Raw genomic sequence first — 26,068 nt, 5'->3', positions numbered from 1 at the left:
TTGAATTCTTAATATAAACAAACTAAGCCAGCATAAGCCTAGCTTAGTTCCCTGATACTGTTAATCTATCTATCATCATTGATGGAGAGCCGAAATAATAAATACCAGGTGTTGAAAATCTCACATCGTCTCCTAAAGCCTGAATTTCTTTTATCATATCATAGAAATTTCCTGCTATAGTAATTTGATTTACAGGTTTTATGACTTTTCCATGTTCTATCAAAAATCCATTGGAGTATAAAGAAAAATCTCCTGATATAGTATTGATCCCTGCATGCAACCCCTGTATATCAGTTATCAATAAACCTTTTTCCAGGGACATTATCATTTCTTCTAAAGAATAACTGCCTTTCTCTATATACATATTAATAGGCAGGACTCCTATAGAAGACTTATGGGAAATTCTAAAACCGTTGCCGGTAGAATTAACACCTTCTTTTTCTGCTGTTTTATTGTTGTGAAGAACGGTCTTCAAAACTCCGTTTTTGACAATATATTTAGTAAAAGTAGGCGTACCTTCATCATCAAAAGTTCTATATGAAAAACCTTTATCCATCAATGGATCCTCAATGATGTCTAATAAATCTGAACCTACCTTTTTACCTACCTTGCCCTTCATCAAAGATAGGTTTTCCTGAATCACATCTGCTAAGAACACCGGACACATGGTACTAAATAAGTTTGCTGCTACATTGTTTCTAAGGATTATTTTATAGTCCCCCGAAGGAATTGAACAGGCATCAAGCATATTTATTGCATCTCGAACAGCCTCATTTATCAAATCATTTTTATATTCTTGTGATAAATCATCTATAACCCTATGAATGTAGCCTGTTTGAGTATCCTCACCATTCTTAGCAACTACAGATAAATTTATAATGCCTGCGCCATAACTATCCTTTAATTCAAGTCCCTTTGTATTTTTAATATAAATGGATCTTTCATATTCCTCATAATCGCAATCTTCTACCAAATAGACCCTTTCATCCATAGAATAGGCCAGCTCTTCTATAGATTTCAAAAAAGCTATCTTCCTGTCTTCTTCATATAGTTTCAACCTATTGATTCTACTTTTCCTTTTTATTTCCACTGGTGCTGAAAGTTTTTCTGTATGTTCCCTTTCATTGCATTCGGCATATTGTATAAGATTAAATAACAAATCATCTATAGAATCATCTGCCAATCTTTCAGTATATGAATAGCCCATTTTGCCATTGTGAATACCTCTTAATGACAGAACCTCTTCCTTGGAAAGATTATAATTTTCAAGCTCTCCCTTATATACTTTAAATTTAGTAGAGCACTTTTCTGCCATATATACTTCCATTTCCTCAATTCCTAGTTCTTTTCCCCTGCTGAATAATTTATCTATGTCCATTATTAAGCCTCCCTTCCACCTACTGTCATAGATTTAACTCTGATAGTCGGCTGGCCTGCACCTATGAAAATTGCGCCGCTGCTTGCAAAACAATAGCCTTGGTCTATCTTCAAATTGTTAGCCACCATGTCTATATCCATCAATATCTTGCTTCCATTGCCAATAAGGGTAGCTCCTTTTACCGGTTTTGTAATTTTCCCATTTTCTATCAAATAGGCCTCGGAAAGGGAAAAGTTAAAATCACCGGTTGCAGGATTTACGGAACCAGCATTTATCTGTTTAGCAAATAATCCCTTCTCAGTATTTGCTATTATTTCCTCTTTAGTATTATTTCCACTGTCTATATAGGTATTAGTCATTCTTGAAGTAGGAGCAAATCTGTAAGATTGTCTCCTGCCCGAAGCAGTAGATTCTATCCCCATTCTTCTTCCATTCAATTTGTCCACCATATAAGATTTTAAAACCCCATTTTCTATGAGAACATTTTTCTGAGTTTTCTTTCCTTCATCATCAACACCCAAAGACCCCCAGAAGTTTGGAATAGAACCATCGTCTATCAAAGTTACCACATCTGATGCAATCTTTTGACCTAATTTATTAGAAAAGACGGATACCCCTTTTGCCACAGATGATGCTTCAAGGCTATGACCACAAGCTTCATGAAACATCAATCCTCCGAAACCATTATCTATCACCACCGGCATTACTCCAACCGGTGAATAATCAGCATAAACCATGGTTTTGGCAATTCTGGCTGCTTCCCTGGCATATTCCTCTATATCGATTGTATCATAGAATTCAAAACCCATTAAAGCACCTGGCCCTACATAACCCGTTTCCAATTGCCCTCCATATTCTGCTACTGCCATTATCAACATCCTGGTTCTAACTCTTTTATCTTCTACATATACCCCTTCAGTGTTAGCAATCAACACGTTTTGTTCTTGATCTATATAGTTTACCTGCACCTGAGTTATTTCTCGTCCATAATTTTTTGCCCCTTGAGTAGCTATTTTCATCAGCTCAAGTTTTTTTGACAATTCAATATTTCTGGGAAGTATGCTAAACTTATGAATATAAGGTCTTGTGGGATTATCAAATTTTAAAACCATATCTCTTTTGCTTTTCTTAAGAACCATAGTAGCCTTTATAGTCATTTTTATTAAATTATCTTTTGACAGATCATTGGTATAAACGTATATGCTATTAAGCCCATCAAATATCCTTATACCTATACCAAAATCCCTACCGCTCATACCTTTTTCAATGTGACCACCAATAGTGGATATTTCTGTAGTGTAATTGTCTTCCAGAAATATTTCTCCAAAATCTCCGCCATTGGAAATGACTGCATTAAATATATCTTCTATGATGTTCTTATCTAACATCCAACTCCTCCTTAAAATTCTAACCTCCATCAATCTCTAACATTGATGGCAGGCTACAAAGTGGTTTTTTTCTACTTCTTTTAACTGTGGACTAACATTTTTGCATTTATCAGTTGCTTGAACACACCTTTTGAAAAACTTACAACCTTCTGGCGGATTTATAGGACTTGGTACTTCCCCTTCCAATTTAATTCTTTTTCTTTCATCTTCTATCTTAGGATCAGGAATTGGTATAGCTGATATTAAAGCTTTTGTATAAGGATGCAATGGTTTTTGGTATATATTAAAACTTGGAGCCAGTTCTACCATAGAGCCCAAATACATAACTCCCACCCGGTCTGAAATGTGCTTAACCATAGATAGATCATGGGATATGAATAGATATGTAAGCCCAATTTCCTTTTGTAATCTTACTAATAGATTAACAATCTGAGCTTGGATAGACACATCTAATGCCGATATAGGCTCATCACATACTATGAATTGAGGTTCTACTGCCAGTGCTCTTGCTATGCCGACTCTTTGTCTTTGCCCACCAGAAAGCTCGTGTGGAAACCTGGAAGCATGCTCTTGGTTCAATCCAACTGTATCCAGCAGTTCATTAATCCGCCTTTGTCTTTCAATACGAGTTAATTTAAAATGCACATCTATGCCTTCTCCAATTATCTCTCCTATGGTCATCCTTGGATCTAGGGATGCATAAGGATCTTGTAAAATTATCTGGGCATTTTTCTTAAATTTAATCTTTTCATTAAAATCCATAGCATGTACATCTTTTCCGCAATAATAAACATGACCGCTTGTAGCAGCATAAAGCCCTAAGATAGTTCTTCCACAAGTGGTTTTCCCACAACCTGATTCTCCTACCAGCCCCAGAGTTTCTCCCTTTTTTATATTAAAGCTTACATCATCTACCGCCTTTAATATCTTATTTTTCCCTACATTAAAATATTTCTTTAAATTTACTACTTCAATTAGATTTTCATTACTCATTCATTTCACCTCGCAAAACTTCTGCACGATTAACTTTAGGCGCATCAGGATGCTGCAGCCAACAGGACAAACTATGGGTATTTGATAATCGGGTTTCTACAGGCTTTCTTTCTAAACATATTTCCATCGCGTATTCGCATCTGGAACTAAAAGCGCATCCCTTTAAAGGCAAAATTAAATCTGGCGGAGTACCTCTTAAAGCATATAACTGCTCTTTATTTTCGGTATCCAATCGTGGAACGGAATTTAGCAAAGCCCAAGTGTAAGGATGCATACTCTTATAGAAAATTTCTTCCCTGTTGCCTCTTTCCACTATCTCTCCGGCATACATGACCTGTATTTTATCGGCGAAATTAGCTACAACTCCTAAATCATGAGTTATAAGTATTATTGCAGTATTAAACTTATTTTTTAATTCGCCTAGCAGATCCATTATTTGAGCTTGTATGGTTACATCCAATGCAGTCGTAGGTTCGTCAGCTATTAGAATTTTAGGATTGCATGAAAGAGCCATGGCTATCATAACCCTTTGTCGCATTCCTCCGGAAAGCTGATGAGGATAATGATTTATCCTTTCCTCAGCATTAGGTATATTGACGGTTTCCAATAACTTTATCGTTTCCTTTTTAGCTTCATTCTTTTGCATCCCCTTATGAATCATTAATGCTTCCATTATCTGCTGTCCTATGGTCATTGTAGGATTCAGCGAGGTCATAGGATCCTGGAATATCATACTTACATCTTCTCCCCTAAAAGACCTTAACCTCTTTTTACTCATCTTTACAACATCTTCTTTTCCATTAAATATTATCTTAGAACCTTCCTTTATCTCTGCTGGAGGTTCCTTTAACAATCTTACAATGGATTTAGCTGTAACCGTCTTTCCACAACCCGACTCCCCAACCAATGCCAATGATTCACCTTTATTTAAATCAAAACTTACTCCTCTTACTGCCTTCACTTCCCCGGCATACGTATGAAATGATATATTTAAGTCTTTTACTTCAAGTATCTTATCCATTTTCTTTCCTCCCCCTACTCCCGCAGTCTAGGATCTAATGCATCTCTTAGACCGTCACCTAAAAGTGTGAAAGTTAGCATAGTCAACGCAATCATCAATGCTGGAAAAAACAATTGATAAGGATAAAATATAAAGTTTCGTTGGGCAGCTGATGCCAATGCACCCCAAGAAGTATTGGGAGGCTGAATTCCAAGCCCTATGTAAGATAGAAATGTCTCTGAAAATATATATCCTGGAATATCAAAGCTAATTGATACTATCAGTACATTTAATACATTAGGAATCAAATGCTTCATAATTATCTTTAACGGTTTTACCCCTAATGCCTCAGCAGCCAATATGTATTCTTGAGATTTTAATTGCAGCATTTGACCTCTAACCATGCGCGCTGTCCCGCACCATCCGGTCAAAGTCAAAGATATCATCATGGTACCTAAGCTTCTAGAATCGGTTATTATAGAAATAAGAATTACCACCAATAGATATGGAACGCTTATAAGTATTTCTACAATTCGCATCATTATTGTATCTACCCTTCCGCCAAAATACGCTGAAAAGCCTCCATACATGGTACCAACTACCGCAGATATAAGTGCCCCTGTAATCCCTATTACCATAGACACTCTGCCTGCTTTCCACACTCTTGCGAATATATCTCTTCCCAATTCATCGGTGCCAAACCAATTTTCCTTACTCGGTCTTTGATTTATTTTTGCAGAATCAATTTCTTTAAAATCATATCCGCTCAAATATGGACCTATTATTGTCATAAATACAATAATAACCAAGATAATCAACGATAATATGGCAACCTTATTGGACTTTAACCTTCTCCATACATCCTGCCAATAGCCGATTTGTGGCCTGGCTATCTTCTCTGATTCCTTATAGTCTATCTGAATCCTTCTAAATTTCTCCTTAGAAATCGTTTCCATAATTAAACCTCCCGCCTATTCATCTTTCTCTGATACTCGTATTCTTGGATCTACTATTCCATACAATATATCAGTTATCAATTGAGCTACTACAAACAATGCCGCATAGAAGACGGTAGTTCCGATGATCATTGTATAATCCCTATCATTGATAGAAGTTATATAATATGAACCAAGACCTGGGATTCCAAATATCCTCTCTATTACAAATGAACCTGTAAATATTCCGGCTATCTCTGGCCCTATAATAGTAATAACAGGCAAAATGGCATTTCTTAAAATATGCTTTATCACTATGTTAAAAGGACTTACTCCTTTTGCTTGAGCTGTAAGAATATAGTCCTGATTGATTACTTCCAGAACGTTTGACCTCATGTATCTGGCATAAGTTGCTATTGAACCAAAAGACAAAGCAATGGTAGGAAGAATTGTATGTTTTACTTTTCCCCATCCGGTGGTAGGCAATATTTTAAACTTAACAGAGAAACTATACTGTAGTATTGATGCTATTATAAATATAGGAACTGTTACACCAAGAATTGCGATAAACATGATGAGATAATCAGGCCATTTGTTCCTGAACAACGCAGCAACAACACCAAGAATAATGCCAATAGTTATCCCGATAATGATTGCTTGTGCTCCTAATCTTCCAGACACCTTTGAATGCTCTAATATGGTATCTGTAACAGATCTTCCAGGATATCTCAATGACTGGCCTAAATCCCCTTCTGTAATTAAATTTTTCAAAAATTTAACATATTGAACCATTACCGGTTGATCCAAACCATATTTTTTATAATAGTTCTCCTTAATTTGTTCAGGTAAATTTTTTGCCATATGAGCCAATGGATCTCCTGGTATGCTATGCATTAGGAAAAAAGTAATAGTAATTATGATGAAGAGGGTTAATAACATATAACCTACTCTTTTAATTATATATCTAGTCATTTCATTTTCTCCTTCCTCAAATTCTAAGATAGCAGTTTGTTAATTAACAAACTGCTATCTTGATTTTATCTATTACCTTCCTTGGGTATAGCCATACTTCCATCCAGATGTACCAAAAGGAGTAACTCCCAAACCATTAATATATTTATATCTGAATGTATTTGATTTTGGATATACTGATGGAGCCACAACCGATTCTTCGTATAATAGGATATGTTCAGCTTCTTTATAATACTCAAGACGTTTTTGCTCATCCATCTCTGCAGCTGCTAAATCTATTAACTTATCATATTTTTCATTTTTCCAGCCTGTTGCTATTGCATTAGAATCAGATTTCAATAAGCTCAACATGGATGCCGGATCATTATATTCTGCACCCCAACCCATATAACCTATTTGGAATTCACCTTTCATAACATTGGAATTAAATATCGGCCACTCTAACTGTTCGATTGTGATATTAACACCAAGATTTCTGTTATACATTTGCTGCAAATATTCACCATAAGTTCTAAACCATTGATCTGTTCCTCCCAGTGATATCTTCACAGTTAGATTCTTAGGATCGGTATCCATTCCTAATTCTTCTAATCCTTTAATAAGCAACTTTTTAGAATCAGGATTTTCTTCTGCAAGAAGTAATAAGGGTTCTTTAACCATTGATCTATACTCATCATTTCCCAATGATATGCTTGGTGGTACCCATCCATAAGCAGGAGCATTTATTCCATGGAATATTACATTTGACAGTTCTTGCCTGTCAATAGCCAGCGAAAAGGCTTTCCTTATATTTGCATTTTTAAAAACTTTATCATTGGTATTGAAAAACAAATAGTATGTTGATGGTTCAATAGTCTCAATGTGCTTCAAATTTTCTTCTGCACTGAATCTCTCTATCCATTCCGGGCTGCCTACACCTGCAGAATCAATGGAACCATTGGACAAGGAGTTATATATGGCATTTTCCTCGGCTATTATCTTCATGCTTATACTTTCCAATTTTACATTGCTTGTATCCCAATAATTTGGATTCTTGGTAAATTTAAGTTCACTATTATGTATCCATTCATTTAAAATAAAAGGTCCATTATATACTATAGTGTTTGGCTCTGTTCCATAAGTATCTCCATACTTCTCTACTATGTCCTTTCTCTGCGGCATCATTACCCTTTGGTATGTTAGTTCTCCAAAGTATGGGGTAGGATATTCAAGTTTAATCTCTAAAGTTTTATCATCAATTGCTTTAACACCAAGTTCATCTACCGGAAGCTTCCCGCTATTTACATCTGATGCATTTTTTATCGGCATCAAAAGGTATGCATAAGGTGAACCGGTAGCCGGGTCTAATGAACGTTTAATGCCATATTCATAATCATGTGCTGTTACTGGCTCTCCATCAGACCACTTATTATCCCTTAAGTGGAAAGTCCAAACAGTACCGTCATCACTAATATTCCAACTTTCAGCACCTGCTGGTGTCAATACATTGTTTAAACTTCCATCTTCTTCCAACCTAGTCAAAGGTTCCAATACATTATTTAGCACTGTATTTGAATAATTATCCGCTCCTTTTGATGGATCTAACGTACTAGGTTCTGCAACAAGATAACCATTAAAATATTGCTCACTATCAATACCTGTCTCAACTTTTGCAACCTCTTGGTTAGCTTGTCCATCTTTTTGACCATTCTGACCACCGCATCCAGCTAACCATGTTACAACTAAAATTAATGTAATAAATAAAGACAAATACTTCTTAGCTTTCATCAAAATACCCCCTGCTTTTCTATTTTTAACATATCAACTATAACCATGAATTAACCTATTGCGCCAAGCCATTGAATTTTGAGCAATATAAGTTCTTTTTGCTTTATCAAACCTGTACTAACGCTATATTGGAATTTTATTCATAGATTTTTGGCAAAGTAAAACTAACACAATAGGTTAATTTAGTTAATAGTCTAAATATTTATTCAATTATAGAATTTTTTCTAACTTGTGTCAATATTTTCTAACATACTGATTACCCATTACATCACATTAGTATTTCAGTAATACAGCATTTAATCTTTTATTGCCGCTTGAATACACGCATCTTTAGTAAAGTCTTCATTTGGAGTAGCATCTACGCGAATATGTGGTGTTGTCTTGGTTTCCATATTGATGGTGCCATCATTGTTTATACCCAGTTCAGCACTGAACCTAATAACAAGACCGCTGTTTGGCAAATAAGCAAAAGGTATCTCTGCAAAAACTCTGTCTCCTCCGGTAGGCTCTCCTATCAATATGGCAAACCCGGAATCTTTTGCAAACGAAGCAAACTTCTCTGCTGATGAAAACACATATCTATCTACCAACAAGTAAACCTTGCCCTTGAAATCAAGTATATTCCAAGGCTTGACTATAACTAAATTCTTAGTGTAATAATCATAATCTTCCTTTACTTCAGATGGGAACTTTCTCAGTGCTTCTTCATCTAATTTTCTAATGGGTTTACTTAAAGGAACTTTGTATAAATCATATTTATCTCTGTAATTCCCTCTATAAAAGCAATAGTATTCGGCTTTCAATGTATCATCTATTAAAAAACCTACAATATTCTTCCAATAATCATCAAAGCCTCCCGTATTGCCTCGAATATCAATAATCAGCTTTTCATAATCTTTCACTTCTTTTAGAAATTTCTCTACTTTTGCATAATCTTCTTTTATATGGTTATAAGACATAGAATCTATCTTCATATAAGCCACTTTATTCTCAATCAATATGGCTGTTTTCAATACTTCATCATTTGTAGCCAAAAAATCAAAATCCGAATCTAAGCCTATATTCTCAACATTCCCATCAAAACCATAGCGTTTCATTGATTTTTCGTAATTTAACACCGGGTGTTCATCAGGATAAAAATGTTTATAATAGCTTCTATATACATTGCCATTAAAGACATGGGTATGAGGATTGTTTAAATCGTTTAAAATCTTGTCTATAGCCACAAAAAATTCAGCATCATTTTTTGTGATTTTAATCATTTTCTCATATTTCTTCTTATTCTTTAACCAATCTACGTTATATAGCCTTTTATTAACATTGAAAAAGGGATAGTTATCCTCTAAAAGCTTATACATATAATAAAAATCCTCTAACTTTTCTTCTGTAGACATATGGGTTTCTATTATTCCGTAAGTTGCAGCATCCTCTGCAGCAATAGCAGTCTCTTCATCAGTGCAGGCCATTAAAATAAAAACAGTTATCAATAATACAGCGCTAATACCCATAAATCTCTTTCTAACCATAAACATCCCCCTTCATCAATTATATAAATATTGAATGATACAAGAGCAAACTATAGTTTTAATCTATTGTCTGATTATAATATATATTAAATTTTATTTATGTTCAATATTTTTCTTATATTATTAGAAATTTTTCTATTATATTTTTTCTTTCTTTTTAGAATACGTTGTGATATTATTTAATAAATCGAAAGGAGATGAACAGATGGATTATAAAATTGAACATAATAGAGCTATTGAATTTGTGGAATCTATGTTCAAATATACAATCAATAGATATCATAAAATCAATTGGGATAAAAATATACTTCGGGAAAATCTGTCTAGAGATATATTAGATTTTGCCCCAAGCAAAAGAGTAAAAAATTGGCTTAAATATGTTGATGACAATATATCTCCCATATACAGAAATGATTTAATATTTATCGCTAACATTACTATAGAAATGATAGATGCTTCCATTGAAGTAATACTTGAAAAAGGTTTTAAAGAACCTTTGATGCTAATAGATTATATAAAATCCTTAGAACCAAACGAGTTAGTTGAGCTTATATACAATCGATTCGATTTAGAGTTGCCTTTCGACAGTGAAGATGTATTAATAAAAAATGCTCTAATGGATACATATGATGAAGAGAAAGCTTTACTTTTTATGCAAATTAAGAATCATCCTGAGGAATATAAAAATAAGGTTATAGAAGTATACGAAATCTTTTATAATTTATATTACCAACCCTTTGAGGAAGAAGTATATACATTTATGGAGAGTAAATGTGAAAAGCACAATAAATTATTTCAAAATGATCCTATCGAGTTTTTAAACACCATAGGATTAGCAGATTATACTGAATTTATAACTAAAGAAAAAAAATTAAGGATGATTGAAAGCTTTTACATAGATTTAGGTCTTTTTCATTATTATGTTGACGATACTTTCATAATACTGTTTGGTCATTCCATCGAACACAAATTTAATCATAAATTAAATCAAGAGCAATGTATAAATTTGTTCAAAGCACTCTCTGATGAAACCAGGCTGGAAATTATCAGTATGACCAGCAAACGTCCCTGGTATAACAGGGAGCTGGCTAAACATTTTAATCTATCAACAGCAACTCTATCCTACCATTTAAATCTACTTTTAAATCTCGGCATACTTAATTTTGAGCCTAGTATAAAAAATAGATATTATTACACTACAAACAAAAAGAATCTTAAAGAATTGTTTGATATAGCCTATAAAATAATAGTAGAGCAATAGAGACGATTGAAACTCTATTGCTCCTGTTTATCTTATTTACAATATCAACCTTTTGTTCTATCGACATTGCCTACTCAAAAGTGTTTTTATCAGTTGTTGCGCTCTGTTGATCGGAATTTACTGAACTATTGCTTTTATCCTTATAGCATCTGGATAAAATTATAATCACCTTATCATTATGTGCATGATTCTCAAAGATATTTTTAATGATTTACTCTTTTCTACCTGTGTCATTAAGCTAATGACATTTTCATAACCAAATCATATGATTTTCTCCCTTCTTTGGGAACATTATCTCTTATTTTACACTATCATATCTCACAAAGCCTAACCCGCTTTCCAATGTTTCTCCTGTTATAGGATTCATGGGAGAATGTATATTCATAATATATCCGCTTTCGCCGTAACGACCTTTTCTATTTTCATCAAAATATTCCTCATCCATAGCTATATGATTTATGCGTCCACATATGACACCATACTGGCTGCCTTCATATAAAGGTTTAATCCATTCTAAAGTACATTCCAGATTTAAAAAGCACTCTTTAATCCTAGGCGCATTAATGGATATGGCTTTTTCCACCGTCAGTCCGCTTTCCGTTATCTCATCAATTTCATATATATTATTTTCAATTGTTTTATGGCAGCTTTCCCAGATGTCCTTGTTGGGAAAATTGATGCAAAACTCCTTATCTCTTAGTATGTTCTCGATGGTATGCCCATATTTTAGAGGAATGCCAGACATTATGCAAAAATGCCCTCCCCCATCCCCTGAAAAACAAGACCAGGAGTGCAAACAGGCATTAGGCAATCCATTTTCTTTATAGGTGGTGATTACAAACATAGGCATAGGTATGCCAGTAAGAAACTCGACCCAATTAAAAACCTCATACTGTCCCTCCCAGCTGGCAACAAATGCTTCTGGTTTTTTGTTTTCAAACTCATACTTCACGTTACACTTCCCCTTTACTGAATAAGTTTATCTGACTTAAATATATCTCAATATTTAAATGGTTCATTGTAAAAAACAGACATATTTTTTATGAAATTGCTTGGGGTAGTCCCACAAAATTCATTAAACTCCCTTATTAAATGAGATTGATCAAAAAAACCAGATTCATATGCAATATAAGTAAAATTTGACATGATACAATCCTTATATGTTTTTATTGCTTTATTTATCCTGACCAGCCTGGAAAACATCTTAGGACTTAACCCAATAGTTTCTTCAAATACCCTATTTAACTGTCTTTCACTGATATACTCACTTTCTGCAAGCTTTTTTATGGGAATTGTTCCACCTGTATGCTTGATTTTGTCTATGACAGATAAAATATATCTAAGATTTTTTCTGTTTCCCTCCATTGCCTGAATCAAAATACTATCTACCTTAAAAACAAGTTCATCTGCGGTTTTTGAAAACTCAATGGCATTTCTCAAAGATTTTGAAAGCTTGCTATCAATGTCATAAAAAGGACATTGCATATCTTTTAGTTCCTTTTGATGAATACCTGTCAAGGCATGCAATCCACCAGGTAAAAATTCAATGAAGAACATTCTTTCATCATGGCTTGAATCAACCTGCTTTACTCTCACAAGCTTTGATGTTGGCCCCCAGCATATTCCATCTAATTCTCTTCCATCAAATTCAAATATAATACATCCGCTTCCGTCAGGTATAATCGTAAGTTCATCAGATGGCTCATTATTTGTGCTTCCATTTAGGCTATATGAATAAGTTATAGTGTAATGGGATATATATTTTCTTAAGAGAATATGCGGCATAAAATAACAGTGATTTTTATATTCAGTTATGATAGCCTTATCAGAATTGATACAGAAATCAACATCTATCATGCTATTCACCTGCTTTTATCCTCTTATATGCTTTCACTATATTTTATATTGCTCCTGCTTTATCATTAACAGCTTCTTCACATTTTGTTATTCTTTCTTGTAAAATACTATCAGCCTTTTCGTAATCTTCTATTCTGACAGCCAAATTTACTTTCATTTCATCCTTGCCTGTTAACATTCTGCTTACTTTACCATTTTTTATGGATATATGTAGTTTTTTTAAACCCTTATTCCCTTTATAGTAATGTTCTCCCCATTCATAACAGCTAATTTTATTCCAGCTATATAATGATGATCTGCCTAAAAAAATTGCCTTATCACAAATCCCCTTTTTCCCAAAGTAATCATAGGCATAGATAAAAGTTATGATTATCCAGGAAATGAATAACATCAAATACATAAAACCGCTGAATTGTGCAATAATTTGTGATTCATACAACATTCCTTTTTCCACAAAGCCTTCCCTTATCCTCTCTAAAAGCTCACGATTAAATATTTGATACCACTTATCCAAGTATTGAGGATAAAGTAAAGGTACTACTCTCTTTAATTGCTTATATAAAATCCATAAATATAATAATACAATAATAAAACCACCTATTAGATTAAATGGTTCTGATGCTCTGCTTTCATATGTTGCATATATAAGCATTTCTCCTGCCTCTGACCTTTTTTTGATGGTTGTTATGACTTCAATCAAGAAAAGAATGAAAAAAACTATAAATACTATAGGAAAATATCTCATATAACTCCCCCTAGTCTCATAAATATTTTATCTGGCATCTTGGAGTATCTCCTGCTTCCCAATGCTTTATTGCCTTTATACCCATCATGGTCTTTATTCCCTCACTGAGCATAATTCCTAAAAGTATATTGTCAGCCAATTTGAATTCTACTATTCCGGTCGCATCCATAAATGCCCCCATGTTCAAAGCCTCTTAATAAGAGTCTCTGGATTTTTCTTGGTTTCCAACAAAGATTATCATCATAAATTGGTTATTGACATATTACTTCTTCTGCTTTCTTCTGCACTACCTTAGATTTCTGGACTATTACTACTCCAGCCAACACTAAAACTGTAGAAACAATCATTCTCAATGTTACAGGCTCTTTAAGAATCAACCAGCCAAGTATCATAGCCACTATTGGATTTATATAGGCATAGGTTCCAGCCTTAGAAATAGGCCAAACACTTATTAGATAGATATAAGATGTATAACCTATCAGAGACCCAAATATCACAAGATAAATCAAAGCCAAAATTCCTGTAAATTCAGGATGTAATCTGGATAGCTCACCAGTAATGATGCCCATGATGGTCTGGGCCATACCACCGGCCAACATCTGAACACCGATATGTATTATAATAGATCCACCAACAACAGTTCTTTTTGAATGTATTGAACCGCAAGCCCAAGCAAGGGCAGCAAGAATTACAAGCATAATTCCTGCAATATCTGTATCGAAACCTTCTCCTCCTAAAGACAACACCCCAACCCCCGCAAAACCAATAAGCATTCCCATCCAACCAAACAAGCTTATTCTGCTCCCTCCCGGGATAAATAGCTCAATAATAGCCATAAATATAGGTGTTATGGCTACAAGAAGTGCCGCTGTGCTTGAATTTATCCTCATTTCAGCAATTAGAATGAGGCTGTTGCTTAATCCAAGCATAAGCAAACCTGCTATGGAAATTTTAATATAATCCTTTTTGTCATTAGGAAATTTCAGTTTTTTTATGTGCCCGTATAATAATATCAATGAACCTGCTACTAAAAATCTTATGCCCCCGAAAAGAAACGGAGGAAAACTACGAACTCCTATCCTTATTGCAATATATGTAGAACCCCAAAGAATACATACCAATATATATGCTAATAATCCTTTATTTTTGCTTTCCATTACCTATCCTCCAACTACAGTAGTCATATTCTACAGTTGATCATAGATTTTTAATTCTAACCCAGTAAAATGATGAGTCCTCATATATAGCTTTTATAGCATCAATACCTCAACCTATTATGTCATAATTAAATTAGCCTTCTAAAATGTATAATATCATATGGTGAGAATATTTTACAATTATGCCATGTAACAAATCACATTTATATCCATAATATATTATTGAAGATAGGGGGGCCAGGCTATGTCAAATTCTTCTTTTATTAATTCCAATCTTTTTATAATAATAGCTGTTTTAATAACCATATGTGTTGGAGACGAATTAAGTGAAGATGATAATAATGTGTTAGGCAATCTTTTCACTGCTCTTGGTTCCCTATTTGTGACTAAAGCAGCTCAAAAGGCAAGTAAAGAAAATCAGGAAGAAATTAGGCGTCAAATCTCTGATTTGGAAAATCAGCTGCAAGCTTTAAAAAGCAAACTGAAATAAAGATAAGAAAGGCTTTTAGCAAAAAGTGTATATTATGGCAAACAATACGCCATAAATAAAAATCCATATACCCCATACCATTTCTTGGTTGGCAATAGAAATAATAGAACCAAAATAAGAAAATGCTGCAATTATGCTTCACCTGACATTGCATGAAACAGCTTTGATAAGTATATAAGTAATATAACAATGGAATCAATTTGAAATATATGAGTCTCATAATCGATGCCAAAAAGACTATTGAGTTTTGACAGTACTAATTTAAAAATAAAAAATCAGAACCTTCTACCTCTTTATATGAAAGTAGAAGGTTCAATACTTGTAGAACAATATTTATCTTAACTCCCAATGCCCCCGATATGTTGTATGGTCGTTATCTAAATAGTCAATATCAGCATAAATCCTCACTATATTATTGACATCATCATGTTGTATGCGGACATTTGACGGTCTTCCGTCATCACTTCTGTACTGCAAGTAATTATTTACTATCTCCATGGCTATATCATCGCTGTATCCGTCATATATGGTGTTATATTCAGAGTCTGCAATTTCAAGAACCATGCTGTGGCCATCATAATCTACGATTCTTCTTTCCAGAATGCTCCCATACATCGGCTATACTCCTCCCTATTTTAATACTATGCTATTATATATCTTCCCCCAAAATATGCCTTAGTATTAGCAATCCTTTCATAATTTTGGGGAAATCACAGGTTGGAATCACAAGCATCATTGCATGTTCTATTTTTCCGGAGTACAGCCACTTTTAATAACTTCCTTTATATGGGTTTCTAATGCATATTCATACTAGCATTCTATAGACAAGACTATCTTAATAAGCCATCGTGTTTTTCATCTAGTGGGCCACCCTTTTCATGTACTAGTCTGCCATAGTTTTCATAAGCCTCACATATATCACTATTGCTTTCCATAAAATACTTCAGATTCTTTTCAATTACATCCACATTGTCAAAATAAATCTTCCACACTATCTCCACCTTACAACTAATATATCTAAGGTGCATTATGTGTGAAAGTCTTAATAAAAAAAACATCATATTTTCATTTAATCCTCTTTTTGGGAAATAGAATTCAAAATTTCCATAAACTCATCGCCCATTATGGTTTCTTTTTGAATAAGGTATGAAGCTATCTTACCTAAGGCTTCCATATTATCCTTAAGTAGAGTCTTTGCTTTTTCATAACATTCTTTCAGGATTTTTTGCACTTCATCGTCTATTTCTGCAGCTGTCTGATCAGAACAATTCATAACAGGCCTTCCGTCTAGGTACCTGTTCTGTATTGATTCCAACCCCATCATGCCAAATCTTTCAGACATACCATATATGGTTACCATCTGCCTTGCCAGTTGAGTAGCTCTTTCTATATCATTGGAAGCTCCTGTGGTTATTTCATTGAAGACTAAATCTTCAGCGGCTCTCCCTGCAAGAAGGACAACTATTTGCTCTAATATTTCGTCCTTTGACATAAGGTATTTTTCTTCTTCGGGCATCTGCATAGTATATCCTAAGGCACCCATGGTTCTTGGAATTATAGTAATCTTGTGGACAGGTTGCGTCTTCTTTTGCAATGCTGAAGCTAATGCATGGCCTACTTCATGGAAAGCAACCAGATTCTTTTCATTCTGCGTCATAACCCTATCTTTTTTCTCTTTACCGGCTATTACAGTTTCCACCGCTTCAAACAGGTCATCCTGGCGTATCTTGTCTCTTCCCATTCTTACTGCCCTTAAGGCTGCTTCATTGACCATATTGGCTAGATCTGCTCCTACAGCACCTGCAGTTGCTAAAGCAATTTCTTTCAGGTTTACGCTTTCATCCATTACATAATTTTTTGCATGAACTTTTAGTATTTCTTCCCTGCCTTTTAAATCTGGTTTATCAACTATTACCCTTCTATCAAAACGGCCAGGTCTCAACAGCGCTTTATCAAGAACCTCCGGCCTGTTGGTGGCTGCAAGTATTACAACCCCTTTTGAAGAATCAAAACCATCCATTTCTGCAAGAAGCTGATTTAATGTCTGTTCTCTTTCGTCGTTGCCTCCTATGGTACCTTCTCTGCTCTTGCCAATAGCATCTATTTCATCAATGAATACTATGCATGGCGCCTGCTTTTCTGTTTGTTTGAACAAATCCCTAACCCTTGCTGCACCTACACCAACAAACATTTCTACAAAATCTGATCCTGATATGGAGAAGAAAGGAACCTTGGCCTCTCCTGCCACTGCCTTTGCCAAAAGAGTCTTTCCCGTACCGGGAGGTCCTACCAAAAGGGCACCTTTGGGCAACTTAGCTCCTATCTTTGTATATTTGCTTGGGCTGTGAAGAAAATCTACAATTTCCTTAAGAGATTCCTTAGCCTCTTCTTGTCCGGCCACATCATCGAAGGTAACACCTGTGCTTTTTTGCACATATACCTTGGCATTGCTTTTGCCTATGGACATGGCACCTCCTCCCATCCTTTTGCTCAATGATCCCATAAGCATGGAGCTGAACAAATAAAATATTGCAAATGGCAATACCCAGGAAACTATAAAGTTCATGATGGGAGATTGCTTCTCATTGACCGGTTTAAAGCTTACTCCTGCATTATATAACCTATCTACAAGTCCTGGATAATTCAATATACCGGTATAGTACACTTTTCTCTCCACTAATGGAGTATCCTTATCTGCTTTTGGCACTATTATTATCTTATCCTCAGTAATCTGTACTGACTCGATTTTTTTCTCATCAATCATTTTAAGAAATGTGCTGTAATCAATTTCTTGAAATGCGGACTGTGAAATAAAAGATGTCAACATATTTATGGCTAATGTAATTATAAGCGCAATAGCGATATATTTAGGCAAATTTTCTTTTTTGTTGGGTAACATATGCTCCCCTCCTTACAACAATTCTTGCGACAAATCCATCAATTTATCATGGATTCTTCGCATATCTTCCTTAGAAAATACATCAATGCAAAATAGTCTAGAAAATGCCATACCATAACAGGCAAGACATATGATCATTCCCATAATTGGATCTTTAAGCTTATAAACATTATCCAGCAACTCTTTGCGGTTTTCTTTTACCGGTTTAAGTAATTCCTGATTCATTGCTACCGCTGCCAGCAATCCTGTCATACAAGTGCTACCAATTGAATCATAACTGAAATTCTCCTCTATTAAAGATGTGAGCCATCTGTTACTATCAAATCTTTTATCAAACTGTTCCATATAATATTGTATTAATCCTTGTATCAGTTTATCCTTGCTAGGATAATGATACAACAATCCGCCCTTGCTGATTCCAGCTTCCTTAGCTACCTCTTCCAATGTGAAACAGCTTAGGCCTTTTCTTTCGATGACTTTGTTTGCAGCACACAGTATTTTTTCCTTCAAGGAAACCTCCATGGCTTTCAAACTCCTTTCTACCGTCTGGACGGTATAGTTAATTCTATCAAATAGTATATCATGTGTCAATATACGATAATAAATTTACCTATTTCGTACTATTGTGACAGATATATGTTATAATATTTGATGATTTTATATTTATTTTTATATTTATATTATAAAAATCTAATATTCTGTGAGGGTTTATATTATGGAACATAATGAAAAATTTACCATGATGACTCAGACACCTATACATATACTTATTCCCAAATTAGCAGTACCAACTATTATCAGCATGCTTATTACATCTATCTATAATATGGCAGATACTTACTTCGTAAGCCAAATCGGCACAAGTGCAGCAGCCGCCGTAGGTGTTATGTTTTCCCTAATGTCAATAATACAAGCCATCGGTTTTACCTTTGGTATGGGCTGTGGTAGCTTTATTTCTCGTAGCTTAGGAAAAAAAGATGTAAAAAGTGCAGAAAAAGCAGGTGCAATAGCTTTTTTCACTGCTGTGGTCATGGGGTTACTGCTGGCTTTATTTGGGCTATTGTTTATAGATAAGCTGGTTGTTTTACTTGGTGCTACTGAGACTATCGCACCTTATGCCAAGGATTACGGCAAATACATATTGATTGGCGCACCCTATATGTGCGGCTCTTTTGTTTTGAATAATATATTGCGTTCACAAGGAAATGCTGTGAGATCAATGGTCGGAATAACTACAGGCGGTGTCCTAAATGTAATACTGGACCCAATTTTTATTTTTGCATTTGATATGGGAATATCCGGTGCTGCCATAGCTACAATCATCAGTCAGCTAATCAGTTTTTTTATTTTATTTTCTCAATGCAATTACATAGACGGAAGTATTAAGATTAAAATATCTAATTATGAATTCTCACCAGAGATGTATAAAGAGATAATAAAGACAGGTATGCCCACTTTCTATAGGCAAGGCCTCGCAAGTTTGGCAGCCATTTTTATGAATATATCTGCCTCACCTTTTGGCGATTCTGTCATTGCAGCTGTATCCATTGTGACAAGAATCGTCATGTTCATTAACTCTGCATTGATAGGTTTTGGTCAAGGTTTCCAACCTGTATGCGGATTTAACTATGGAGCTAAAAAATATGACAGGGTTTTAGAGTCCTTTTGGTTCTGTGCTAAGGTCGGTTTTATAGCACTAGCTATTTTTGGTTTCATCGGCTTTATATTTGCTCCAGATATCATAAGCCTATTCAGAGCTAATGATGTGGATGTAATCAATGTAGGTACACGCACAATGAGATTTCAATGTTTGGTTATGCCTCTCAGTTCATTTACAGTAATAGTCAACATGACTCTGCAATCTCTGGGTTATGGATGGAAAGCCTCTCTCATGGCATCAGGCCGTCAAGGCTTATTCTTCATACCTACCATATTAATATTACCTCGCATAATAGGCATTACAGGAATACAAACAAGTCAGGCAATAGCAGACTTCTTTACTTTTATATTGGCAATCATAATGATTAGAGATGTGTTAAAAGAGCTGAAACAAGCAGGCAAGCTTCAGGAAAAGGAATAGAAAAAGTGCAACTTATTTGCGTTGCACTTTTTCATTCATACTGCTTCGAAAGTTAATTTTTCATAGTGTTTATACAACGAATGGAACACTCCACTGTAACCTTTTTGCCATGGCTTTCTCTTACCACAGAAATGAAGAATTACAGTATTTCTTATTACTCGGTCCATATCCCATTCTCCGCCGCTCATTATCTTATAATAGCGATAAAATCTGGCATCGTAATTATATAACTTCTCATCCAAAGCCTTTATTTTCTTTCCATATAATGCATTAAGTATATCCTGGTCAGGCATGATAAGCTTAGTCCTATGCTCCCGTACAAATTCATATATTTCTTCCTCATCAATAAGTTCCCTCTGATTATCCAGGTTCATCAGCAATATTCCAGAGTTATAATAAGCATCTATTACATATGGATAAAGCCTTAGTTTGTTTATCTCTTTAACCGTTACCTTATCATGATATGCTGCTCCATACAAATAGTCACTTATATCAGTATTATACAATTTATCAATAGGATTGATTATAAGGGTATCAGGATCTAAATATAATATCCTATCCATATCCTGAGGCAAAAACTTAAACGCCAGCAATCGATAATACATTTCTTTTGTATAATGTAAAAGTATAGGAGCGTTTGCAAAGCAATTATCATCAATATGGATTACATGTAGTGAGCTTCCATGGCTTTCGATGTAATTGTCCAGATCCTTAATTTCATCATCACTGATTCTTGAATGCATTAAATATATATCGAATTTCTCTTCTTTATTATTCATAAAAAGAGATTTCAACATAATTTTCAAAGGTTTTATATATGTTGAATTTAAAGTAACAAGCAGATTCATCATAATCTTATCCCCTCTTTACACACGCTGCTATATCATTGCCTTTAACTACATCAATGGAGCAAATATTCTCAAAATCATTCTTATGAGAGTCTTGTGCCACTTAACTTGTTTTAAATCCTTTAATGTGATTTCCTGACACATTTCTAAAGTTTTGATGAAATCTTCTTTTATGTCACCTACGCTGCTGCAATTATACATCCAAACTCCGCACTCGAAATGAAGAAATAAGCTTCTGTAATCCATATTTATTGTACCTACTACGCCGTATTCATCATCTACCACAAAGGTTTTGGAATGGATGAATCCGGGAGTATACTCATATATTTTAACACCACCCTCAACTAGAATCTTATAATAGGATCTGGTAACCTCATGAACATACCACTTGTCTCCACAATGTGGAGTAATTATGCGTACATCAACGCCTCCTTTTGCAGCGGAAGTCAACGCAGTTATCATTTCATTATCAATGATTAGATAAGGAGTTGTAATATAGACATATTTCCTCGCCTTGTTTATTAAATTCAGATATACTACTTCACCAACAGTTTCATCATCTAAAGGACTATCAGCATAAGGCTGAACATATCCATCCCTACAGCCTTTCTGGCAAGAAGCAATATCTGGCTTGAATTTCTCGAAATCTTCATCTATACCTTTTAAATAATCCCACATGGACAGGAACATGACCGTCATGCTCCAGACAGCTTCTCCTTTAACCATTATGGCCGTATCCTTCCAATGTCCAAACCTCTCATATTCATTTATATACTCATCCGCCAGATTTATTCCTCCGGTAAAACCTGTATGTCCATCTATTATTGCAATTTTTCTATGATCTCTGGTATTAAACCTGGTAGATAGCAAAGGCACCAAGGGATTAAATATACAGCACTTTATACCCAAGCTTTCAAGCTTTTTATCGTAGCCATAGGGCAGCTTGAGTATGCAGCCTGCATCATCATATATTACCCTTACATCTACGCCTTCCTTTACTTTCTCCTTTAGTATATCGAGAATACTATTCCACATAATACCTTCTTCAATAATGAAATATTCTAAGAATATGAATTTTTTGGCCTTTTTTAACTCTTCCTTCAGCCTCTCAAATTTTATCTCGCCTATGGATAAGTATTCGGTAAATGTATTGCAATAAGGAGGATAATAGGCATAGTCTTGTATATACCTTGATTGATTGGCTGCAATTTCATTGCTCAGCTTCATTTCATCTAGAATTTGCTGCTTTGGTTTCAGAGCCTCTCTTGTCTTATCAGATATTGACTTCATCCTCTGCCGGGCTCTCTTACTCAACTTATTGTTGCCGATGAATATATAAAACAATCCCCCAAAAATCGGAAACAACAAAATAGGAATAATCCAAGCTATTTTATATACTGGATTACTCTTGCTGTTTAATATGAACAATATGACTACTAAACTTATTATTAAACTTGCTGCATAAAAGTAAGCAAAATAATCATAAAATTTAACTATTACACCTATGAAAACAAAGAGTTGTACTAATATGGCCAGAACCAGAAAACATGCTCTATGAAATAAAAACTTAACTATATACTTCATATCTGATCATCTCTTAATTGCAGATTTCTTACACTTTGCTCTAAGTTCAATCATATTCTACTCATTTATTTTATTAAAATGTATCCATTGGATCTTCATGCAAACAATAAAAGGCTAACAGCCATAACCATCATGCCAAGAATAAGACCATAAATCGCTATATGATGTTCTCCATATTTTTCAGCAGTAGGAAGAAGTTCATCCAAGGATATATATACCATAATTCCTGCAACTGCTGCAAATATTATACCGGAAATTGCATCATTAAAGAACCTCATAAGAAGTAAATAGCCTACAATTGCTCCTACGGGCTCAGACAAACCTGAAAGGAAAGAGTACATAAATGCCTTCTTTCTATCACCGGTAGCGAAGTAGACAGGTACTGAAACAGCTATTCCTTCCGGTATATTATGGATAGCTATTGCTATTGCTATGCTATATCCTAAAGCAGGGTCATGCATAGCACTTGCAAAAGATGCTAATCCCTCAGGGAAATTATGAATTCCTATGGCCAACGCAGAAAACAATCCTAACCTTAACAGGTCTGACTGCTTTTCCTCGGACTTATCCATTTCTTTTACATCTCTCATTTCATGAGGATTTTCAGTGCTGGGTACAAATTTATCTATCAATGCTATCAAAGCTATACCTAAGAAAAATGCTATAGTTGTTACCCAATATCCTTTTGGTGATCCATAATAGGCCTCTAAGGATTTTCTGGCCTCTACAAATATTTCTATCATGGAAACATATATCATCACACCTGCAGAAAAACCTAAGGCCCCGGATAAAAACTTCTTATTTGTCTGCTTTGTATAAAAAGCTAGTAAACTTCCAATACCGGTAGCCAGACCTGCAAATAATGTGAGTCCAAATGCCAAAAATAATTGATTCGTATCAGTATTCATGATAAACCTCCACATGCAGTAATTTGAGACTCTTCATTTGCTTTAATTTTATCTTTTAGAAAAACTTATTTCAAGTCCCAACTGTGGAGGCTTATCACTTCTTCATTATACCCTATCTGGGTATTAATCCCAATTTCTTTTGCATCTTTCTCAACGTCTTATTTGCAACATAGCTTGCCTTTTCTGCTCCGTTCTTATAGACGCTTTCCATATATGGCTTATCTTCTAAAAGCTGTTTTACCTTTTCCTGAACCGGGCTAAGCTCTTCTACAATAGCTTCGGCTACATCAGATTTAAATTGAGCATACCCTATGCCTTCATACTTTTTCTCTATTTCCTGAGGTTTTTCACCTGTTATAGCGCCCAATATGCTTATAAGATTCGATATGCCCGGCTGTTCTTCGCTGAATCTCACTACACCTATATCATCAGTAACAGCTCTGCTTATTTTCTTTCTGATAACATCAGGCGGGTCCATTATCAATATATAAGAGTTAGGATTCTCCGAAGACTTAGACATCTTCTTCTGAGGTTCCTGCAGATCCATTATCCTGGCTCCCACATTTCCTATATATGCATCAGGTACTTTAAATGTGGGGCTATATAGATTGTTAAATCTGATAGCCAAATCCCTTGCCAATTCTATATGCTGCTTCTGGTCGCTGCCTACAGGCACCAAATCCGTATTATACAGCAAAATGTCCGCAGCCATCAGTACCGGATATGTGAACAACCCTGCGCTGACGCTTTCACCTACTTTTTGAGATTTATCTTTAAATTGAGTCATTCTGCTCAGCTCGCCCATATAGCAAAAACAATTTAACAACCATGCTGCCTCACTATGAGCAGGTACATGGGACTGAATAAATATTGTATTCTTAGCTGGATCAAGACCGGATGCCAGATATATTGCGATGTTTTTTAAAGTTCTGGCTCTCAATTCTGCTGGATTCTGCCTTACTGTCAATGCATGCAGATCAACAACGCAATAGTATGAGTCGTAATCGTCCTGTAAAGAAACCCAGTTTTTTATAGCTCCCAAATAATTTCCTATGGTAAGATCTCCAGAAGGTTGGATTCCACTTAATATGACCTTTTTTGCATTTTCCATAAACTACACCTCCGTATATTAAGTAATTAAAAAGCCCTATAGATAAAATCTATAGGGCGTAATAAACGCGGTACCACCTAATTCAAGAAGCAAAATGCTTCTCCTCATTACAGATACTCCATCCCAAGGGACTTTATATCCTGCTTCTATAACATGAAGCCCACGTTATTGGCTACTGCCATTTCGCCAAAATCCTCAAGGACCCATTCGGCCTAGACATAATTACTGCAATTCCACCCTCTGCAGCTCTCTGTAAATCTGTTTCCAAGCTTACTTGCTTCCCTTCATAGGATTTATCATATTGATTTGTTATATTATATGATTATCAAGAATTTTTGTCAATATACTTTCCGCCATAACTATTATTACAGATATATTTTAAGTTATCATAACCCTGAACTCAATCCTGAACCGGCACTTTTATACCTATCCACATGATCCTTTATAGCAAAAGGTAGATAAAAGGCAAAAAACATGGCCAATACTACTAATTCCATAGGGATAATATACCAAGGCCATGGACCTAAATAATCAAGAGGTGTTATAGCATCCGGCTTTCTGCATAAAAACAGGTAATTACCCCCTGTAATAATATCTACAGGTACCACAACCAATGCAAAAATATTTATGTATGCAAATGCTCTAAAAACTGACTTTATATCAAGCCTATATTTGTACACAAAAGTCATATAAACTACTGCTATAATTATTAATCCGTGGAGTATGAAAAATTTAAAAAACACATAATGCGGATAACCATATCCACTTAAGTCCGGTGTCAAAAGTGCCGGTATAGCTCCTCCCAGTCCCCAAAAGTAAGCAAGTCTATATATCTTATAGCTATTTTTATATAACATTATGGCACAGATTATTGTAGAAATGGTGCAGAGATGAAAAGGAAGATTGTATTCCACTGTCCAGACGCCTTTAATCCCACACCACAATTGAAAGGACAATTCCGTAGCTATCAATCCTGTAGCAATAAAATTTCTTGCAAATCTATCAACTCTGCTCTTTCTAAGTCTCTCAGCGTTAAAATATATAAGAAGTATAATAATTAGAATTATTGATAGTGAAACTATATGTACTCGTGAAAATATCTGAAAAGGTTCTCCGCTATAATATATACTGAAAAACTTATCCATATATCATCATCCTATAAGTCACAA

Annotated in this window: 25 protein-coding genes and 1 other annotated feature; of the genes, 3 read left to right on the top strand and 22 right to left on the bottom strand. The window is 34.9% G+C overall.

The genetic code is table 11. From position 1 onward, the window contains the following. Window positions 1–43: 43 nt before the first annotated feature. The 8 genes from BUB48_RS01400 to BUB48_RS01365 all read right to left on the bottom strand — a co-directional run bounded on the left by BUB48_RS01400 (window position 44) and on the right by BUB48_RS01365 (window position 9,959). Window positions 44–1,378 (bottom strand): TldD/PmbA family protein, encoded by a 1,335-nt coding sequence (locus tag BUB48_RS01400; protein WP_073023722.1) that lies wholly within the window; start codon window positions 1,376–1,378, stop codon window positions 44–46. 2 nt (window positions 1,379–1,380) lie between these two features. Beyond that, window positions 1,381–2,766 (bottom strand): TldD/PmbA family protein, encoded by a 1,386-nt coding sequence (locus BUB48_RS01395; RefSeq protein ID WP_073023720.1) that lies wholly within the window; start codon window positions 2,764–2,766, stop codon window positions 1,381–1,383. 36 nt (window positions 2,767–2,802) lie between these two features. Further along, the gene (locus tag BUB48_RS01390; protein WP_073023718.1) at window positions 2,803–3,759 is read right to left on the bottom strand and encodes an ABC transporter ATP-binding protein; all 957 of its coding nucleotides are present in this window, start codon (window positions 3,757–3,759) and stop codon (window positions 2,803–2,805) included. Beyond that, complete coding sequence (locus BUB48_RS01385) at window positions 3,752–4,780, bottom strand: ABC transporter ATP-binding protein (protein ID WP_073023716.1); 1,029 nt, start codon at window positions 4,778–4,780, stop codon at window positions 3,752–3,754. The genes BUB48_RS01390 and BUB48_RS01385 overlap by 8 nt, the downstream gene beginning before the upstream one ends. Window positions 4,781–4,794: 14 nt before the next feature. Next, window positions 4,795–5,715, bottom strand: a complete 921-nt coding sequence (locus tag BUB48_RS01380) for an ABC transporter permease (protein ID WP_073023714.1) — start codon at window positions 5,713–5,715, stop codon at window positions 4,795–4,797. Between the two features lie 15 nt (window positions 5,716–5,730). After that, window positions 5,731–6,666: an ABC transporter permease gene (locus BUB48_RS01375; RefSeq protein WP_073023712.1), complete on the bottom strand. Its 936-nt coding sequence runs from the start codon at window positions 6,664–6,666 to the stop codon at window positions 5,731–5,733. Window positions 6,667–6,738: 72 nt separating this feature from the next. Continuing rightward, window positions 6,739–8,433, bottom strand: a complete 1,695-nt coding sequence (locus tag BUB48_RS01370) for a peptide ABC transporter substrate-binding protein (protein ID WP_073023710.1) — start codon at window positions 8,431–8,433, stop codon at window positions 6,739–6,741. A 296-nt stretch (window positions 8,434–8,729) separates the two neighbouring features. After that, window positions 8,730–9,959 (bottom strand): S41 family peptidase, encoded by a 1,230-nt coding sequence (locus BUB48_RS01365; RefSeq protein WP_073023708.1) that lies wholly within the window; start codon window positions 9,957–9,959, stop codon window positions 8,730–8,732. 205 nt (window positions 9,960–10,164) lie between these two features. On the opposite strand from BUB48_RS01365, the gene BUB48_RS01360 reads away from it, so the two are divergent. Continuing rightward, complete coding sequence (locus tag BUB48_RS01360) at window positions 10,165–11,220, top strand: ArsR/SmtB family transcription factor (RefSeq protein WP_073023706.1); 1,056 nt, start codon at window positions 10,165–10,167, stop codon at window positions 11,218–11,220. Window positions 11,221–11,518: 298 nt separating this feature from the next. Here the strand turns inward: BUB48_RS01360 and BUB48_RS01355 are convergent, their stop codons facing one another. From BUB48_RS01355 to BUB48_RS01340, 5 genes are all read right to left on the bottom strand, one after another. Further along, window positions 11,519–12,172: a flavin reductase family protein gene (locus tag BUB48_RS01355; RefSeq protein ID WP_073023704.1), complete on the bottom strand. Its 654-nt coding sequence runs from the start codon at window positions 12,170–12,172 to the stop codon at window positions 11,519–11,521. 47 nt (window positions 12,173–12,219) lie between these two features. Beyond that, the gene (locus BUB48_RS01350) at window positions 12,220–13,077 is read right to left on the bottom strand and encodes a helix-turn-helix domain-containing protein (RefSeq protein ID WP_073023702.1); all 858 of its coding nucleotides are present in this window, start codon (window positions 13,075–13,077) and stop codon (window positions 12,220–12,222) included. A gap of 43 nt (window positions 13,078–13,120) precedes the next feature. Next, the gene (locus BUB48_RS01345; protein ID WP_073023700.1) at window positions 13,121–13,822 is read right to left on the bottom strand and encodes a hypothetical protein; all 702 of its coding nucleotides are present in this window, start codon (window positions 13,820–13,822) and stop codon (window positions 13,121–13,123) included. A gap of 16 nt (window positions 13,823–13,838) precedes the next feature. Further along, entirely contained in the window at window positions 13,839–13,991 is a 153-nt protein-coding gene (locus BUB48_RS17910; protein ID WP_175548320.1) for a hypothetical protein, read from the bottom strand. Between the two features lie 82 nt (window positions 13,992–14,073). Continuing rightward, on the bottom strand, window positions 14,074–14,979 hold the full coding sequence (locus tag BUB48_RS01340; RefSeq protein WP_073023698.1) for an EamA family transporter: 906 nt from the start codon (window positions 14,977–14,979) through the stop codon (window positions 14,074–14,076). A 244-nt stretch (window positions 14,980–15,223) separates the two neighbouring features. Here BUB48_RS01340 and BUB48_RS01335 point away from each other — a divergent pair, with 244 nt between their 5' ends. Beyond that, window positions 15,224–15,469 carry a hypothetical protein gene (locus BUB48_RS01335; protein WP_073023696.1) on the top strand — a complete coding sequence of 82 codons (246 nt, stop codon included), beginning with the start codon at window positions 15,224–15,226 and terminating at the stop codon, window positions 15,467–15,469. Between the two features lie 333 nt (window positions 15,470–15,802). On the opposite strand, the gene BUB48_RS01330 is transcribed toward BUB48_RS01335, so the two are convergent. The 4 genes from BUB48_RS01330 to BUB48_RS18760 all read right to left on the bottom strand — a co-directional run bounded on the left by BUB48_RS01330 (window position 15,803) and on the right by BUB48_RS18760 (window position 18,878). Next, window positions 15,803–16,084: a hypothetical protein gene (locus BUB48_RS01330; protein ID WP_073023694.1), complete on the bottom strand. Its 282-nt coding sequence runs from the start codon at window positions 16,082–16,084 to the stop codon at window positions 15,803–15,805. Between the two features lie 215 nt (window positions 16,085–16,299). Continuing rightward, window positions 16,300–16,461: a hypothetical protein gene (locus BUB48_RS18405; RefSeq protein WP_242944136.1), complete on the bottom strand. Its 162-nt coding sequence runs from the start codon at window positions 16,459–16,461 to the stop codon at window positions 16,300–16,302. A gap of 77 nt (window positions 16,462–16,538) precedes the next feature. Further along, window positions 16,539–18,368 carry an ATP-dependent zinc metalloprotease FtsH gene (gene ftsH / locus BUB48_RS01320; protein WP_073023692.1) on the bottom strand — a complete coding sequence of 610 codons (1,830 nt, stop codon included), beginning with the start codon at window positions 18,366–18,368 and terminating at the stop codon, window positions 16,539–16,541. A 12-nt stretch (window positions 18,369–18,380) separates the two neighbouring features. Beyond that, complete coding sequence (locus BUB48_RS18760) at window positions 18,381–18,878, bottom strand: TetR/AcrR family transcriptional regulator (RefSeq protein WP_278308933.1); 498 nt, start codon at window positions 18,876–18,878, stop codon at window positions 18,381–18,383. 205 nt (window positions 18,879–19,083) lie between these two features. Here BUB48_RS18760 and BUB48_RS01310 point away from each other — a divergent pair, with 205 nt between their 5' ends. Continuing rightward, complete coding sequence (locus BUB48_RS01310; RefSeq protein ID WP_073023688.1) at window positions 19,084–20,448, top strand: MATE family efflux transporter; 1,365 nt, start codon at window positions 19,084–19,086, stop codon at window positions 20,446–20,448. Window positions 20,449–20,483: 35 nt separating this feature from the next. On the opposite strand, the gene BUB48_RS01305 is transcribed toward BUB48_RS01310, so the two are convergent. From BUB48_RS01305 to BUB48_RS01285, 5 genes are all read right to left on the bottom strand, one after another. After that, the gene (locus BUB48_RS01305) at window positions 20,484–21,299 is read right to left on the bottom strand and encodes a glycosyltransferase family 8 protein (RefSeq protein ID WP_084524294.1); all 816 of its coding nucleotides are present in this window, start codon (window positions 21,297–21,299) and stop codon (window positions 20,484–20,486) included. Between the two features lie 45 nt (window positions 21,300–21,344). Then, on the bottom strand, window positions 21,345–22,880 hold the full coding sequence (cls, locus tag BUB48_RS01300; RefSeq protein ID WP_073023686.1) for a cardiolipin synthase: 1,536 nt from the start codon (window positions 22,878–22,880) through the stop codon (window positions 21,345–21,347). A gap of 95 nt (window positions 22,881–22,975) precedes the next feature. After that, on the bottom strand, window positions 22,976–23,788 hold the full coding sequence (gene zupT / locus BUB48_RS01295; RefSeq protein WP_073023683.1) for a zinc transporter ZupT: 813 nt from the start codon (window positions 23,786–23,788) through the stop codon (window positions 22,976–22,978). A 112-nt stretch (window positions 23,789–23,900) separates the two neighbouring features. Next, the gene (gene trpS, locus BUB48_RS01290) at window positions 23,901–24,899 is read right to left on the bottom strand and encodes a tryptophan--tRNA ligase (RefSeq protein WP_073023681.1); all 999 of its coding nucleotides are present in this window, start codon (window positions 24,897–24,899) and stop codon (window positions 23,901–23,903) included. Between the two features lie 49 nt (window positions 24,900–24,948). Then, window positions 24,949–25,196 (bottom strand) — a binding site (T-box leader). Window positions 25,197–25,285: 89 nt separating this feature from the next. Further along, on the bottom strand, window positions 25,286–26,044 hold the full coding sequence (locus BUB48_RS01285; RefSeq protein ID WP_073023679.1) for a YwaF family protein: 759 nt from the start codon (window positions 26,042–26,044) through the stop codon (window positions 25,286–25,288). Window positions 26,045–26,068: the final 24 nt, after the last annotated feature.

This window comes from Lutispora thermophila DSM 19022 (assembly GCF_900142105.1).
Taxonomy (GTDB): domain Bacteria; phylum Bacillota; class Clostridia; order Lutisporales; family Lutisporaceae; genus Lutispora; species Lutispora thermophila.
Note: the sequence above shows the minus strand (reverse complement) of the source record. Positions and strands in the feature narration are given on the sequence as shown.